Source organism: Sphingorhabdus sp. (genome assembly GCF_035329025.1).
Taxonomy (GTDB): Bacteria; Pseudomonadota; Alphaproteobacteria; order Sphingomonadales; family Sphingomonadaceae; genus Sphingorhabdus_B.
In genome coordinates this window covers 27,001-40,983 of the sequence record NZ_DAOLHN010000002.1, presented here as the reverse complement: position 1 = coordinate 40,983, position 13,983 = coordinate 27,001, and the positions used below count along the sequence as shown (strand labels likewise).

Below are 13,983 nucleotides of genomic sequence, written 5' to 3'. Positions count from 1 at the left end.
TCATATCATGATATCATGTCAAGATCAGCTTGCGTAATTTGGAAAATGGCAGGGCAGGGCCGGGATCGGCGTTGAACAGAATTGCAACCGTCCGTCGTGCTTTCAGCTCGGTGAGCAGCATCGCGGAAAAGCCGCTGATAAAGCCATAATGCATGATATTTGGGTGGGCATCCGACGCAGGCGAAACCAACAAACCGCAGCCATATTGCACATCGCCATAATGCGCATCCTCAGGAGAGAAGCGGTTTGCGCCTGACAAACGCCCATCCCGCAACCGTCCAGGCGCAAGCATGATCTGCAGATGCGCCGGATCGAGCAGCCTTCCATTGAGAAGCGCATGATGCCAGCGGCAAAGGTCGCTCGCCGTGCCGCGCAGTGCGCCGGCGCCACCCGCCTCTTCAACCTTCATAAACGCGGCGGGGACGAAGGCTGGCGGCTGGTTTTCAGCATGCGAATAACCGACAACGCGGCGCGCCACATCGTCATCAGCATAGTCCATCGCGATCTTTTTCAGGCGCAATGGTGAGAATATGAGCTCTCTGAAGGCGCGTGGCAAAGCTTTACCCGAAACCTGCTCAATCAAGGCTCCTGCCATGATATAATTGGCGTTGCTGTAAAACCAGGCCGTGCCGGGGAGAAAATCAACTGGATTGGACTGAGCTGCAATTTCCTTCGCCAAATCGATCTGGGTCCGATTTTTTGTTTCACTCTCTATCTCGGCAACTTCGCTCTCATCGCTATGGAGCCCCGCCGTCTGATGAATAAGTTCGATGACGCGAATCTCGGGTAGTACTGCCGTAAATGGAAGATATCGACTGATAGGGGCATTGAGCTCCAGCTTTCCCATTTGCGCCAGCTTGAGAATGGCCGCAGCTGTAAACTGCTTTGACAATGACGCGATGCGAAAGACGCTGGTTGAACTCACGGCTTCACCGGTCGCCAAATTGGCCTTGCCGCCGGATTGGTGATAGACGAATTGTCCTTGCTCCATGACCGCAAGCTGAAATCCAGGCGCAACCTGATTAGCCATCGCCTCCGCAAGCGTCTCAGCGATAGGCTTTGCGAAACGGCTATCGCCAACTACACGGCCTAGAGCAGCGCTCTCAAAGCACAGTAGCGCTGCCGAACCTCCCGCTTGGGCTAGAATATGGCGACGACTGATACTCAATTATTTCCCTTCCTTCTTCTTCCGCATGGCATCGTGGAAACGATCGGCCCAGCCGGGTTTCACCAGTTGCTCTGCCCGCACCATGCGGAGTTCGCCGTCGGCTACGTCACGCGACACCGCGCTACCTGCGGCGACAATCGCGTCGCGACCGATCTTCACGGGCGCGATCAGGGCGCTGTTTGAACCGATAAAAGCCCCCTCGCCAATCACCGTCTGATATTTGAAATAGCCGTCATAATTGCAGGTGATCGTGCCCGCGCCGATATTCGCCTTCGCGCCAATTTCGGCGTCGCCCAGATAGGTCAGGTGGTTGGCCTTCGCCCCCTTGCCCAGATGCGCCTTCTTGGTTTCGACGAAATTGCCGATCTTCGCTTTTTCCTCCAGCACCGTGCCGGGGCGGAGGCGGGCGAAGGGGCCGACTTCGCAGCCTTTGCCGATTACCGCACCCTCGATGTGGCTGTTAGCCCGGATCTTCACATTGTCGGCAATCGAAACTCCGGGGCCGAAAAACACATTGGGCTCGATCACGACATCACGGCCAAGCTGCGTGTCATAGGAAAACCAGACCGTCTCCGGCGCAATCAGGCTGGCGCCATCGGCCATCGCCTGCACTCGGCGGCGCTTCTGCCATTCGGCCTCCATCGCCGCCAATTCGCCCCGACTGTTGATCCCGGTCACGTCATAAGGTTCGGTCCTGACGACATGGCAATGCCGCCCGTCCTGCACCGCGATATTGACGATATCGACCAGATAATATTCGCCCGCCGCATTGTCGTTCGTCACACGTGCGAGCAGCGCGAACAGGTCCTTTGACCGCACCGCCATCAGGCCCGAATTGCACAGCTTGGTCTGCCGCTGTTTTTCGGTCGCGTCCTTATGCTCGACCATCCATTCGATGCGGTCGCCGGTCGCGACGATACGGCCATATTGCAGTGTATCTGCGGGCTCAAAACCAAGCACTACCACCTCCGGATTGTCATCGCTGTGCAGCCGATCAATCATCGCCTGCATCGTCGATGTCGGTACAAAAGGCACGTCGCCATAGAGGACCAGTACATCGCCATCGAAATCCTTGAGCGCGCTTTCCGCCTGCTGCACCGCATGGCCGGTGCCCAGTTGCGGTTCCTGCACCACCGTTTCCGCGCTGTCGCCCAGCGCATCGCGAAGCTGATCCGCCTTGTCGCCCACGACGACCACCTTCTTCGCTGGCTCCAGCGCGTCGACACTCGCCATCAGATGCATCAGCATCGGGCGGCCCGCTATCGGGTGCAGCACCTTGTGCAGGTCGGATTTCATGCGGGTTCCCTTACCCGCGGCGAGGATGATTGCTGCTATGTTGCTCATGCGCCAAGGCTTTAGAAGCAAATGGTTGCAGTTTCCAGAATTTGCGGACACATCTGCAACTTCGATTTACACCGAAGCCCTGAGCCAGTCGAAGGGCGCCTCGCCGGACGGAAATGCGTCCATCGACAAGCTCAGGACTACGGTTACACAATGACCCGCAATTTCCCCTTCGACATTGTCGGCTTTGATCTCGATGGCACGTTGCTTGATACCAGCATCGAGCTTGCCGCCTCGCTCAACCATGCGCTGCAAAGCATCGGACGACCACCGATTGCCACCGACGGCGTCAAGGCGCTGGTCGGCATGGGCACGCGGCACATGCTGACGCTGGGGTTGCAACAATCGGGCGAAGCCAACGAGGAAACCATCCGCGCGCTCCACCCCGTGTTGATCGACCATTATCGCGCCAATCTGGGCAGCAATTGCCCGCCCTTTCCGGGCCTGGTCGAGGCAATCGACCAACTCGAGGCGATGGACGTCAAACTGGCGGTGGTGACCAACAAGTTTGAAAGCCTCGCGGTCGAATTGCTCGGCAATGTCGGTCTGGCGGATCGCTTTGTTACCATCATTGGCGGCGACACAATGGGGAAAGGCAATGGCAAGCCGAAGCCCGACCCGATCCACGAAATGATCGCACGCTGCGGCGGGGGCAGTGCCGCCTATATCGGCGATTCCATCCACGATGTGCACGCGTCACGCGCGGCAGGCATTCCCAGCATCGCAGTTGCCTTCGGCTTCCTCAGCCAGCCTGCAGAGGAATTGGGGGCTGACGCGGTGATCAATCATTATGACGAACTGGTCGATACGCTTCAGGCGCTTGCCTGACCTTTTCGCCATTTCGTCCACAAATGCCGCGCCAGCATTAACGGCGGCATGCGCAGCCAATGCGAGCGGATGTAGAAAATCAGCCGGATGAATTTGCGGGTCGGGCGGCCCCAGCCGTCGCGGGCGGTCAATCGCGCGACATACCATTTATCCTGCCGGTGCCAGCCCTGCCATTCCGTCGGAATTTCGGTACCATAAAGCCGGTGAGCCAGCCGGACGGCGCGTTCGACTGGCTCGGAGAGCTGGTGGCGCGCCGCACGCTCGCGCAGTTGCGCCCAGAATTCTGAGCTGGAAAATTCGCTCATAAGGCAATGGATGTCCCAGAGGTTCCTGAGGCCACCATCCAATTCGCCATCGGCAAAGAGATGCGCTGCGCTGTGACAGACCATGTCTGCAGGGGAGAGGGTGCAGGGCCCCTCCCCTTCAGGGGAGGGGTTGGGGTGGGGTGTGTCAGCGTCGCTCAAGGGCTGAAAGACCCCACCCCTAACTCCTCCCCTGCAGGGGAGGGGAATTGCTTCTACCAACATCCCGTCAGCATCCGGCCTCCGCCCCGCCGTCAACGGCAACACCGTGTGGTGCACATCGATCATACGGTCGCGTTCCCTGTGGATCAGCGGCGGCAGTTCGTGCATGTGATCGCGGTAATAGGCATCGTCATAAGGGTCGGGCTTCACCCATTCCCAACCGGCGGCGAGCAGCGCGACCTCAACCTCCGGCAAATCGTCACGCGCCACCAAAATATCGAGGTCGCCAATCGACCGGCCTTCGCCCGCCCACAAACCCGCCGCGACATAGGCGGTGCCTTTCAGCAGTACGACCTTGCCATCATAGCCTGCCAAGGCACGTCGCGCGCAATCGGCCTCCCACAACGCCGAACGCCTTTGATAGGCGGCGTTGATCCGCGCTTCGGCGATGATTTCTGCGATCTTAGACGGCACCGATTCAGATTTGAGTCGCTCTGCCAGCGTTCCGATCAACTGTTCGGCGCGCGCCATTGAGAGCAATTCGGTCCAGCCTTGCGCGTCCAGATTGCGTGTGGACGCGGGGTCGCGCAGCGCTTCGACCAGCAGCATCGCGTCGCGGCTCATGCCAGCCGCTCCCACAGCTTTTCAACAAGCGCAATCGCCTCTTCGCCCGACTGGTAATCAATCGCGCGCGAGGGCATCGATTTGACGAAGCGGGTCAGCGTGGTGAAGCCCTCCTCCCCAAGTGCAACATAGTTGGTCGAGGCTTGGGTCAGGCGCATGAAAGTCTCGCCCGGAGCCACCTCTCGCACCGCACCCGGATAGCCATAACGCGGGAACAGCAGCAATGCAGGGGCACCGCCCTGCCCCATCCGCGCAATGGCTTCCGCTGGCGGTACCATATGGCGGATGTCGCCCTTGGGCGTACCCGCCAACAGCGGCCCTAAGCGCGCATCGGGCTGCGCCGATTGCATTGCGGCAATGGCTTCATTCTTTAGGCTGATGAGGCGCGGGAACGGGGCGACATTGCCAGTCACCGGATCGAGCAGGACGAACTCATCGCCCAGAAAACGCCAACCTTCCGAGCCGAGCAAAGCCGAGAGGGTCGATTTACCCGATCCCGACTGGCCGGTCATCACCAGCACGCGTCCGTCGCGCTCGACCGCGCTGGCGTGCAGCAACAAATGCCGCCGCCATCCGAGCGCCATTTGCAGGTTCATGGCCATTTCAGCAGCGAGCAGTCCCTGCGCCAACGGCAGGGGCGCCGCATCGGGCAGCATATAATCTCCACCAATCGCGACCGAAGGCCGCAGCCAGCGCCGCAGCCAAGTCGTCGGTTCCAGCCGCACGGTGAAATCGGTGAAATCGGGCTGCGGATAATCGCGGTAAAGATCCGCCAACTGGTCGATAGGTGCCCGCCATGCCGAACCAATGCGAAAGGCCGCAGGCCCCACCTTAACGCGAAACTCATGCATCGGTGACCCGCTCCACCAGCCCAAGCTCGGCCAGTTCCTCCAGCCGTTCGGTGATCAGGGTAACCGCATCATCTTGCCCGCCCAGATCGAAACTGACCGCCAGCCGTGCGGCCAGTGTAGCGGCGTCAACAGCATCCTCGCCCATCGCCTCGAGAATCTGCGGCACTGGCTCTCCGACCATATGCGTGATACCCGACCGGCGCTGATAGATAAGCGTCATCATGTCGAGTGGCTCGACGATACGGGCGTCGGCCGGTTCTGCCGAATAGAGGGTTTTGGGATTGGCCACGACCAAGGCCTAATACAAAGCAATTAAAATACAACGATGCTTACCATCATCGTCATCCTGAACTTGTTTCAGGATAACGGGCTGTGGTGTGTTATCCCGAAACGAGTTCGGGATTACGAAACTATCCGATCAGCGCGGCATCTGCAGCGAGGCGAAACAGGTGAAACCACTCTGCCCTGCCTGCAGGCGGCGGATGTAGTTCACATAGGCCTGGCTCTGCTCATAGTTCGTGCCTGGTAGCGTCTGGCCCGAAAGCGCACGCTTCACTTCCTCACCACTGAATTTCTGGCCTGTGGCAACGAAGGAGCCGGGCGTATCGGGCGCGACCAGATTGCCCGTCGCATCGATATTCATCCCCGTGCCATGCGGCCCCGGAACCGGAATTTCGCAGTTGAGGACTGATCCAGCGGTCTGGGCAAGCGCGGGACGCACCGACACCACCGTCGCAACGCCCGCGGCACCCAGCATTAACGCGCGACGGCGTGTCGGCATCTGGATCGGGTCGTTTGGCTCGGGTGTATCGCCGCTCATGCAATGCCTTTAGCAATATCGACCGGGGAATCCACTGCCGGAATTGTAAAGGCTGGCCTACGTCTTGGAACGGGACAGCCTTTGCGCAAAGGTTAAACTCAGGCGTCAGAAATCGATCTGCGCGCGCATGCCGACAACATCTGCCGAATAGTCGCCGCTGCCGCCCGCAAGCACAGCCGCGTCGGTCAGTTCGAGATGGCCGTAATTGGCCATGAAGCGCACATATTCGGTCGGAGTCCAGACCAGCGATAGGCCGTAGATCTGCTGCTTTCCTCCGGTGACGGCTTCATCAGAAAGATCAACCCAGTCATAACGGGCGTTGATTTGCCACGCACCCATGCCACCCTTGCCCAACGGATTGGCGGGTTTGGTGCGATCGACTACGCCGCCCTTATAGGCGAGCGAATCCTTGGTCAGGAAATAGCCAACCTCCGCATAACCGCCGTTGAAGGTCGGGTCGGCAAAGGCGCCGATGCGCTTGGCGGTCAACCAGTGGCTTTCGGCGCTGGCGTGGAAGCGGCCATTGTTGACCAAGGCTTCAAGACCGAAGCTGTCCTCTCCATTCGCAAGGAACCCGCGCGTATCGACAAAACGGGTGTCGGTGGTGCGGGTGAAGGGGCGGGCGCGATAGCGCGCGGTGCTCGAAAAATCGTTGAAACGGCGGCTATGGCCCGATGCACCGAGGTGCAGCTGTGTATTGCCCATTTTGGGCATGAACACGATGCGGCCATCAAAGCTGCGGCTGTTGTTCGTACCGTCACCGTTTAGATCGGCTGCATTGTCAGCGAAAATGCCGCCCTGCAGCAGCAGATTCTTGGCTACATAAGTCGCAGACAGGCCGACACGCCGTTCGAACCCGAAGGCACCATGATAGGCGGCGCGCTCGTTGAAGCTGGTGAACAGGTCGCTCGTCAGCTCTTCCAGACCCCAAAAGGGCTTGTGCTGGCCAAGGGTTATCGTCAGTTCCTTGTTCGCCTTGTAGGTGAGGTACATGTCAGTCAGTTCAGCCGAACCGCTGCCGATATCGGCTTCGACGCGATAGCCAAAACCGCCCGGGATTGTGCCGTCCATACCGAATTGCGCGCGGCGCACGCGAACGGTTGAACCCAAGCTGTTGGTCGCGATGGTGTCAGACGGATTGATCGACGCTGCATCAATCTGAAGACGTCCGCGCGGCTTGAAGCTCCAACCGCCCTCGCCCTTAATCTCGGGCGAGCCCTTCCATGAAATTTCGGCAGCAGGCTTCTTTTCGGCGGCAGAGACAGCCACCGGGGAGGGCGCAGGTGCAGGCGTCGCTGCCACCTTTTCAACCTTGGCCGACAGTTCGGCCAGTTGCGCTTTCAACGCGGCAACTTCGGCCCGCAGAGCTTCCATCTCGGCGTCATTCGACTGTGCGAGCGCCGGATTGGACGCGAGCATGGCGGCTGTGGCAGCGCTACCGAGCAGCAATTTGCGTGCGAATTTCATGTCGGTCCCTTTTCCTTCCCCGAATCACCGTGACAAATAGATTGCCAATTCGCGTCGCCTTTATGACGGCAATAAGTAGCTTTTGTTACAGCATCCAAATTCCACCGCTTTACGCTTGCGTAAACGTAAGGGCCGTGCCAATCCGCGCCCCGCAAATTCCCGGGGTTTGGAGTCGCTTTTGGGCGCCTATGAACCTCTTAAATCTGGAGCATGAAAATGACCATCAACTTCAAGGATAAAGTCGCCATTGTGACCGGTGCGGGCGGCGGACTGGGCCGTGCCTATGCGCTCGAACTCGCCAAGCGCGGGGCTAAGGTTGTCGTGAACGACCTCGGCGGATCTCGCGACGGCACCGGCCATTCGGATGCCGCACTCAAAGTGGTTGAAGAAATCAAGGCGGCTGGCGGTGAAGCGATGTCGAACGGCGGCAGTGTCACCGAATATGAGCAGATGGTCGAAATGGTTGCCAAGGCGAAAGAAGCCTGGGGCGGCGTCCACATCCTGATCAACAATGCAGGTATCCTGCGCGACAAGAGCTTCACCAAGATGGAAATGGCTGACTGGAAACTGGTAGTCGACGTCCACCTCAACGGCTCGGCCAACTGCACCAAGGCGGTGTGGGATACGATGCGCGAACAAAATTATGGCCGCATCCTGATGACCGCGTCGTCGACCGGCCTGTACGGCAATTTCGGCCAGACCAACTATGGCGCGGCGAAACTCGGCCTCGCAGGCTTCACCAAGTCGCTCTATCTTGAAGGCGCAAAGTACAATGTGAAGTGCAACACGCTGGCACCGATCGCGGCGACCCGCATGACCGAAGACATTTTGCCGCCCGCGGCTTTCGCAATGTTCGATCCGGTCAATGTCGTTCCGGCCGCCCTGTTCCTCGTATCGGAAGACGCGCCTGCCAACGTCATCATGGGCGCAGGTGCCGGTTTCTTCCACACCGCCAATGTCACCATGACGCAGGGTATGCTGTTGTCAGGCGAGGACCTGTCACCCGAAGGCGTTGCGGCCAATTTCGCAGCCATCAGCGACCGTACCGGCGAAATCGTCCCCCAATCGGGTGGCGAACAGTCGATGCAGGCGATGAAGCTGCTGCAGGCAAAGGCTGGCTAAGCCAACAAGGCCCGGATCGCCCGGGCCGCATCCTGCATGATTAACCGGCTATCGAGCTCGGGTTCGTCGAAGACGAGTTCGATAGCCGCATATCCCAGATCGACCGCCAGCCGCGCACGGCGCTCCAGACTGGCCCGATCCTGCCGCGGCTCCAATGCCAGCGCGCGCTCCACCAAAGCCTCTGCCAGCATCCGGTGCGACGCCAGCCGCACCTCGGCCAATTGCGGCACCGCGCGCAGCATCCGCATCACCCATGGTCCGCCGGGGCTCTGGCGTGTCAGGTCGACATGGTCGAGCAGAGACTTGGCGATTGCATCCTCCCCCTGCCCCGGCTCCAGCGGGACCAGCGCATTCTGCGCCGCCATCAGCCGCATTCCCAGCGCCGCCAGCAGCGCATATTTGTCATCGAAATAATGGTAGAGCGTCGGCGGCGTGACACCGGCTTTGGCTGCAACCAAATTGGTGCTGAGCCGCTCCACCCCAACTTCAGCCAGCAGTTCGCCCGCCGCATCGAGCAGCTTTTCCCGTGTCGCGATTGATCGTTTCTGGAGGGGCCTGCGCTGCATTCCATTATCCTGCTTGACGAAATATAGTTATAGCTATATTTCTTGCTTTGGGAAGGGGAAAGCATGCGAAAAATTGCGCTGGCGATTCTGGCAATGCCACTTGCGGCCTGTGGCAGCGGAGAGCCCCCGCCCAAGCCGCTGAGCGAGGCGGAGAGCGCGATGCTGTCACCATCCGATCCGAAACTCGCCGAACTTTATGCTGGCTCGTGCAAGGCCTGCCATACCGTCAAGGATTCGCTCGCGCCCTTGACCGGCGACCGCACCCTTTGGGATGCGCGCTGGGCACAAGGCGAAGATGTGCTTCTTGCGGCTGCCATTCAGGGTAAGAAGGGCATGCCCGCCGGCGGCCAATGTTTCAGCTGCACACCTGATGACATGAAAGCCTTGATCCGCTTCATGGCTGGCCGGGAGGAAAAACAATGAAACTGGGCCGTCGCGCATTATTGGGAGGAGCCGGACTGCTGGCGCTGGGCATCGGCGGGCTGGCCGGACGGCGAATGTGGTTGAGCCGTGAGCCTGAACCGCCCGTCGCCATAGATACCAACGGCCGTGCTCTCTGGTCGAACTGGGCGGGGAACGAGCATGCCTATCCAGCCGCCCGCGCCGCCCCTGCAAACGAGGCCGAGCTCGCCGCCCTGCTGCCCAAAGCCCAGACGCCCGTGCGTCCTGTAGGTTCTGGCCACAGCTTCACCGCACTGGTCCCGACCGAGGGCACATTGCTTTCGCTCGATCGGTTGAGCGGGCTTGTTAGCCATGATGCAACGGCGATGACCGCGACCGTTCGAGCAGGGACCAAACTTTCCGCGCTCGGCCCGTTACTCGCCGGGATTGGGCAGGAAATGCCCAACCTGCCCGATATCAACAAACAGACGCTGGCAGGCGCGTTGGCCACCGGCACGCACGGGACCGGGAAAGGCGTAAAGGCGATCCATGGCGAAGTGACCGCGATGCGGCTAGTGCTGCCCAATGGCGAAGTCGCGGAATGCAGCCGCGATGTAAGGCCAGACCTGTTTCATTCCGCGCGCGTATCGCTGGGCGCATTTGGCGTATTGAGCGAAGTCACCTTGCAGAACCGCCCGCTCGAACGGGTGAAGAAAATCGTCACTTTGGTCGACACCGAAGACATGTTGCGCCAATGGCCTGCGCTCGCCGAAAAGCATCGCAATGCCGAATTCCTCGTCCTCCCCTTTACTGGCAAATCGGCGCTCATCACACATGACACAACAACCGAACCGGTCAGTCCGCGCGGGCCCGATGGCGATACCGATACGCTGATGGACCTGAAATCGCTGCGTGACCTGTTCGAATTTGCGCCTGAACTGCGTAAGAAAGCCGCGCAATCGGCAATGGCCGACATCCCGCCCGATATCGCCATCGACGAAGGCTGGAAACTGCTTTCGAACGAGCGGCCGGTGCGTTTCAAGGAAATGGAATATCACCTGCCGATTGGCGAGCAGGTTGGCGTGTTGCGTGAAATCATCCGCCGGATCGAAAGCGACGCGCGTGGCGTTTTCTTTCCGATCGAGGCGCGGATCATAGCCCCCGACGATGCCTGGCTGTCGCCTTTTTACGAGCGCGAAAGCGGCTCGATAGCGGTGCACGCCTGGTACAAGGAAGACCATGACTGGATGTACAAGCTGGCCGAGCCCGTATTCCGCGAAGCTGGGGGGCGCCCGCATTGGGGCAAGCTGCATTCGCTCGGCGCGCGGGATTTCAAGCGGCTTTATCCGCAATTTGCCGAGGCGGATGCGGTAAGGCGCGCGGTCGATCCCGAAGGCCGGATGCTCAATCCGTTCCTGAAACGGATTTTCGGATGAAGCGCCGCACCTTCTTTATTGGCGGCGGTGCCTTGATTGCAGCGGGAGCGGGTGCAATGCTGCTGCGCCCGGCAGAGGAGGGAGCGATGCACAGCGACTATTTCAAAGGGCTAGCTGCTGCGCTCGGCCGTGCCGGTCTCAACCGCCCCACGCTGGTCATCGACCGCAAGAGACTTGCCGCCAATGTGACCTCTATCCGGCAAAGCGTCGACAAGGCAGGCCTCCCGTTGCGCGTCGTCGCCAAGTCACTGCCTTCACCCAAGCTGCTGGATGCGGTGCTTGCCGGAATGGGCAGCAACCGGTTGATGGTGTTCAGTGCCGAGATGCTGCTCCAACTGTTGCCGCAGCGCGCCGATGTTGACTATCTGATGGGTAAGCCCCTCCCCGCCAGCGAATATGCGCGCGTGATCGATAAAGCGGGTAGCGCTGCCATCGCCAATGTGCAGTGGCTGATCGATACGCCGCTGCGCCTCTCCGAATATATCGAGGTGGCAAAGGCACGCGGGGTGCAGTTGAATGCCAGCCTTGAGATCGACGTCGGCCTCCATCGCGGCGGCTTTGCCGATCCGGCTATGCTTTCCGACACGGTCGGGGCCGCGAAAAAGGCCGGCGTAAAGCTCTCAGGCCTGATGGGTTATGACCCGCACGTCCCCAAAATGCCGAACCCGGACAAGACCTATGCGGCGACGCAGGCAGCCTATAAAAACGCTATCGGAATATTGAAGTCTGCCGACCTCGATATCGGCGCGATGACACTCAACGGCGCAGGCAGCCCCACTTTCCGCCGCCACTGCAAGGGAACCGTCGCCAATGAGGTCTCGGTCGGCTCCGCTTTCGTCAAACCCGGCGATTTCGACTATGACGATCTGGCCGACCTGACCCCGGCGGCTTTCATAGCCACACCCGTGCTCAAGGCCAGCAGCGACCAGCAACTACCCGGCCTCGAGCCGCTATCGGGCGCACTCCATTGGTGGGATCGCAACACCGAACGCGGCTTCTACATCCATGGCGGCCACTGGCTTGCCAAACCCGCATCGCCGGAAGGCCTGCAATATTCCAAGCTGTTCGGCCGCTCTTCCAATCAGGAATTGCTGACCGGTTCGAAGAAAATTGCCCTCAAACCGGGGGACACCATCTTCCTGCGCCCAGACCAGAGCGAGGCGCTGTTCCTGCAATTCGGCGACATCGCGGTGTTCGACGGGGGCGAGATAGCCGAGTATTGGCCGACTTTACCGGTGAGTGCTTAAGGGTTCCCGCGCAAGAAAACCGTAGCCCTGAGCCTGTCGAAGGGCGCCTATCGGTTCAAACCACGGCATCGGGCAAGCTCTGATATCCGCGCCCAATCGCGTTAGATCAACGCTTCCTTCTTTGCCCGGCTCCAACCCTTGATCCGCTTTTCGGCAGCCTTGGCATCATCACGCGACTGGAACGCATCGTTCCACGCAAGTTCAACCGGTCGGCGCTTGTAAGCATATCCTCCGCATACACCCGACTGGTGTTCAGCCAACCGCCTGTCCAGATCATCTGTATGGCCGCAATAAAATGTGCCGTCAGAACATCTTAGCAAATAGCAATGGAACATCCAGTCGCTGGTCATAGGGGACAGCGTAAACCGCAAGGCGCCCTTCGACAAGCTCAGGGCTACGGTTCTGGAACGCAAGTAATTAGCCCGCTAGCCCTCAACCAGCTTCAGCAGTTTGCGCTCCACCGGCGCTAGCACCGGCACCAGTTCGTGCCCGCGTTTCAGCACGGCGCCGCCTTCACCAATCAGCGCCCACATGCCTTGCTTGTTGCGCAGCGAGGGGTCTTTGACGATGCGATATTCGGGGCGTTCGGCTGTGCGCCGGAAAGCCGAGAAAATGGCTACATCGCGGCCAAGATCGATGGCGTAGTCGCGCCAGTTTCCCGCCGCAACCATGCGACCGTACAAATCCAAAATGCGGGTAAGTTCGTCACGCTCAAAGCCGACCTGCGCCGGATGGCGCGCTGAAACCGGAAAGGGCGTGATGATCGCGCTCAAGCCGGTTTGCTACCTCCACGCTTGCGTGCCGAACTTTTGGCCGCCGCAAGGGCATCGCGCTCTTCGAGCAGCACGGCGAGGCGCTTCTGCATCGTTTCCATTTCGCATTGCAGCAGTTCGAGTTTTTGCGTCGCCGGATCGAAGCGTTCGCTGCACGGTGTGCCATAAGGCACAAAATTCTGCGTTTCGGGCTTCACTTCGACCAAAGTCGGCTTGGCCGGAATGCCCACCATCGTCGCACCTTCGGGCACATCCTTGGTGACCACCGCATTGGCACCGATACGGCTGTTCGCGCCGACGGTCAGCGGGCCCAAGATCGCCGCACCCAGACTGACAATCACATTGTCGCCCAAAGTCGGGTGGCGCTTGCCGCCTTGTCCGCTGGTCGGGTTGGTGCCGCCCAGCGTAGCCCCCTGATAGATGGTCACATTGTCACCGATCTCGGCGGTCTCGCCGATCACCACAAAGCCATGGTCGATGAAGAAATTCCGCCCGATTGTCGCGCCCGGGTGAATATCGATCGCTGTCAGGAAGCGGGAGATGTGGTTCACCAACCGCGCGAGGAAATACATCTCGCCCTTGAACAGCCAATGCGCGACACGGTGCATCCCGAGCGCCCATACGCCCGGATAGAGCAAAATCTCCCAGCGTGTACGCGGCGCCGGATCGCGTGCCTTGATCGAGTCGAGATATTCGACAAAATTTCCAAGCATGGCCTTTTACCTCCCGCAACCCGCAGTGCGGACTTCCTGTCCGCATTGGCCATTCGTTTGTTACGCCTGTAAAGTTAAGCGCTGATGCAAATAATTCCAGACCTGTTGACCTTGGTCAAAGGAAAAACATGGATTTTATCGGATAAGGCGATTAATTAAGCCCGATTAATCGATTGGACCGC

16 protein-coding genes are annotated in these 13,983 nt (G+C 59.8%); 5 read left to right on the top strand and 11 right to left on the bottom strand.

Features of this window, described 5'->3' with window-relative positions; all coding sequences use genetic code 11:
- Positions 1-13 precede the first annotated feature (13 nt).
- Together PKC81_RS00750 and glmU are read right to left on the bottom strand one after the other, a co-directional pair.
- Positions 14-1,168, bottom strand: a complete 1,155-nt coding sequence (locus tag PKC81_RS00750) for a serine hydrolase domain-containing protein (RefSeq protein WP_324332700.1) — start codon at positions 1,166-1,168, stop codon at positions 14-16.
- Positions 1,169-2,512, bottom strand: a complete 1,344-nt coding sequence (gene glmU, locus PKC81_RS00745; RefSeq protein ID WP_324332699.1) for a bifunctional UDP-N-acetylglucosamine diphosphorylase/glucosamine-1-phosphate N-acetyltransferase GlmU — start codon at positions 2,510-2,512, stop codon at positions 1,169-1,171. It lies immediately after the preceding gene.
- A 150-nt stretch (positions 2,513-2,662) separates the two neighbouring features.
- Between glmU and PKC81_RS00740 the strand changes: the two genes are divergently transcribed.
- Positions 2,663-3,337 carry an HAD-IA family hydrolase gene (locus PKC81_RS00740; RefSeq protein ID WP_324332698.1) on the top strand — a complete coding sequence of 225 codons (675 nt, stop codon included), beginning with the start codon at positions 2,663-2,665 and terminating at the stop codon, positions 3,335-3,337.
- On the opposite strand, the gene PKC81_RS00735 is transcribed toward PKC81_RS00740, so the two are convergent.
- The 5 genes from PKC81_RS00735 to PKC81_RS00715 form a co-directional block, all read right to left on the bottom strand.
- The gene (locus PKC81_RS00735; protein ID WP_324332697.1) at positions 3,322-4,425 is read right to left on the bottom strand and encodes a nucleotidyltransferase family protein; all 1,104 of its coding nucleotides are present in this window, start codon (positions 4,423-4,425) and stop codon (positions 3,322-3,324) included. The genes PKC81_RS00740 and PKC81_RS00735 overlap by 16 nt on opposite strands.
- On the bottom strand, positions 4,422-5,276 hold the full coding sequence (locus PKC81_RS00730; RefSeq protein ID WP_324332696.1) for an HprK-related kinase A: 855 nt from the start codon (positions 5,274-5,276) through the stop codon (positions 4,422-4,424). Before PKC81_RS00730 ends, PKC81_RS00735 begins: the two co-directional genes overlap by 4 nt.
- Positions 5,269-5,565 (bottom strand): HPr-rel-A system PqqD family peptide chaperone, encoded by a 297-nt coding sequence (locus PKC81_RS00725; RefSeq protein ID WP_324332695.1) that lies wholly within the window; start codon positions 5,563-5,565, stop codon positions 5,269-5,271. Before PKC81_RS00725 ends, PKC81_RS00730 begins: the two co-directional genes overlap by 8 nt.
- 129 nt (positions 5,566-5,694) lie before the next feature.
- Positions 5,695-6,096 carry a hypothetical protein gene (locus PKC81_RS00720; protein WP_324332694.1) on the bottom strand — a complete coding sequence of 134 codons (402 nt, stop codon included), beginning with the start codon at positions 6,094-6,096 and terminating at the stop codon, positions 5,695-5,697.
- Positions 6,097-6,201: 105 nt separating this feature from the next.
- Positions 6,202-7,563 carry a porin gene (locus PKC81_RS00715; protein ID WP_324332693.1) on the bottom strand — a complete coding sequence of 454 codons (1,362 nt, stop codon included), beginning with the start codon at positions 7,561-7,563 and terminating at the stop codon, positions 6,202-6,204.
- A 216-nt stretch (positions 7,564-7,779) separates the two neighbouring features.
- Here PKC81_RS00715 and PKC81_RS00710 point away from each other — a divergent pair, with 216 nt between their 5' ends.
- Positions 7,780-8,685: an SDR family NAD(P)-dependent oxidoreductase gene (locus tag PKC81_RS00710; RefSeq protein WP_324332692.1), complete on the top strand. Its 906-nt coding sequence runs from the start codon at positions 7,780-7,782 to the stop codon at positions 8,683-8,685.
- On the opposite strand, the gene PKC81_RS00705 is transcribed toward PKC81_RS00710, so the two are convergent.
- Positions 8,682-9,251 carry a helix-turn-helix domain-containing protein gene (locus PKC81_RS00705; protein ID WP_324332691.1) on the bottom strand — a complete coding sequence of 190 codons (570 nt, stop codon included), beginning with the start codon at positions 9,249-9,251 and terminating at the stop codon, positions 8,682-8,684. The two genes, PKC81_RS00710 and PKC81_RS00705, sit on opposite strands and share 4 nt — an antisense overlap.
- A 63-nt stretch (positions 9,252-9,314) precedes the next feature.
- On the opposite strand from PKC81_RS00705, the gene PKC81_RS00700 reads away from it, so the two are divergent.
- Genes PKC81_RS00700 through PKC81_RS00690 form a run of 3 tightly spaced genes read left to right on the top strand, consistent with a single transcriptional unit; the run spans position 9,315 to position 12,315 of the window.
- Positions 9,315-9,674, top strand: coding sequence for a c-type cytochrome (locus tag PKC81_RS00700; protein ID WP_324332690.1), 360 nt, complete (start codon positions 9,315-9,317; stop codon positions 9,672-9,674).
- The gene (locus PKC81_RS00695) at positions 9,671-11,068 is read left to right on the top strand and encodes a D-arabinono-1,4-lactone oxidase (protein ID WP_324332689.1); all 1,398 of its coding nucleotides are present in this window, start codon (positions 9,671-9,673) and stop codon (positions 11,066-11,068) included. Before PKC81_RS00700 ends, PKC81_RS00695 begins: the two co-directional genes overlap by 4 nt.
- Positions 11,065-12,315, top strand: a complete 1,251-nt coding sequence (locus tag PKC81_RS00690; protein ID WP_324332688.1) for an alanine racemase — start codon at positions 11,065-11,067, stop codon at positions 12,313-12,315. Before PKC81_RS00695 ends, PKC81_RS00690 begins: the two co-directional genes overlap by 4 nt.
- A gap of 101 nt (positions 12,316-12,416) precedes the next feature.
- Here PKC81_RS00690 and PKC81_RS00685 read toward each other — a convergent pair whose 3' ends face one another.
- The 3 genes from PKC81_RS00685 to epsC form a co-directional block, all read right to left on the bottom strand.
- Positions 12,417-12,665: a GIY-YIG nuclease family protein gene (locus PKC81_RS00685; protein ID WP_324332685.1), complete on the bottom strand. Its 249-nt coding sequence runs from the start codon at positions 12,663-12,665 to the stop codon at positions 12,417-12,419.
- Positions 12,666-12,740: 75 nt separating this feature from the next.
- Positions 12,741-13,088 carry a DUF2794 domain-containing protein gene (locus PKC81_RS00680; RefSeq protein WP_298597948.1) on the bottom strand — a complete coding sequence of 116 codons (348 nt, stop codon included), beginning with the start codon at positions 13,086-13,088 and terminating at the stop codon, positions 12,741-12,743.
- The gene (gene epsC / locus PKC81_RS00675) at positions 13,085-13,801 is read right to left on the bottom strand and encodes a serine O-acetyltransferase EpsC (protein WP_115549158.1); all 717 of its coding nucleotides are present in this window, start codon (positions 13,799-13,801) and stop codon (positions 13,085-13,087) included. The genes PKC81_RS00680 and epsC overlap by 4 nt, the downstream gene beginning before the upstream one ends.
- Between the last annotated feature and the right edge of the window lie 182 nt (positions 13,802-13,983).

Coding starts and splice junctions, on each gene's coding strand:
- glmU (WP_324332699.1), bottom strand. CDS start 2,512: ATGAGCAACATAGCAGCAATCATCCTCGCCGCGGGTAAGGGAACCCGC.
- PKC81_RS00740 (WP_324332698.1), top strand. CDS start 2,663: ATGACCCGCAATTTCCCCTTCGACATTGTCGGCTTTGATCTCGATGGC.
- PKC81_RS00735 (WP_324332697.1), bottom strand. CDS start 4,425: ATGAGCCGCGACGCGATGCTGCTGGTCGAAGCGCTGCGCGACCCCGCG.
- PKC81_RS00730 (WP_324332696.1), bottom strand. CDS start 5,276: ATGCATGAGTTTCGCGTTAAGGTGGGGCCTGCGGCCTTTCGCATTGGT.
- PKC81_RS00720 (WP_324332694.1), bottom strand. CDS start 6,096: ATGAGCGGCGATACACCCGAGCCAAACGACCCGATCCAGATGCCGACA.
- PKC81_RS00715 (WP_324332693.1), bottom strand. CDS start 7,563: ATGAAATTCGCACGCAAATTGCTGCTCGGTAGCGCTGCCACAGCCGCC.
- PKC81_RS00710 (WP_324332692.1), top strand. CDS start 7,780: ATGACCATCAACTTCAAGGATAAAGTCGCCATTGTGACCGGTGCGGGC.
- PKC81_RS00705 (WP_324332691.1), bottom strand. CDS start 9,251: ATGCAGCGCAGGCCCCTCCAGAAACGATCAATCGCGACACGGGAAAAG.
- PKC81_RS00700 (WP_324332690.1), top strand. CDS start 9,315: ATGCGAAAAATTGCGCTGGCGATTCTGGCAATGCCACTTGCGGCCTGT.
- PKC81_RS00695 (WP_324332689.1), top strand. CDS start 9,671: ATGAAACTGGGCCGTCGCGCATTATTGGGAGGAGCCGGACTGCTGGCG.
- PKC81_RS00690 (WP_324332688.1), top strand. CDS start 11,065: ATGAAGCGCCGCACCTTCTTTATTGGCGGCGGTGCCTTGATTGCAGCG.
- PKC81_RS00685 (WP_324332685.1), bottom strand. CDS start 12,665: ATGACCAGCGACTGGATGTTCCATTGCTATTTGCTAAGATGTTCTGAC.
- epsC (WP_115549158.1), bottom strand. CDS start 13,801: ATGCTTGGAAATTTTGTCGAATATCTCGACTCGATCAAGGCACGCGAT.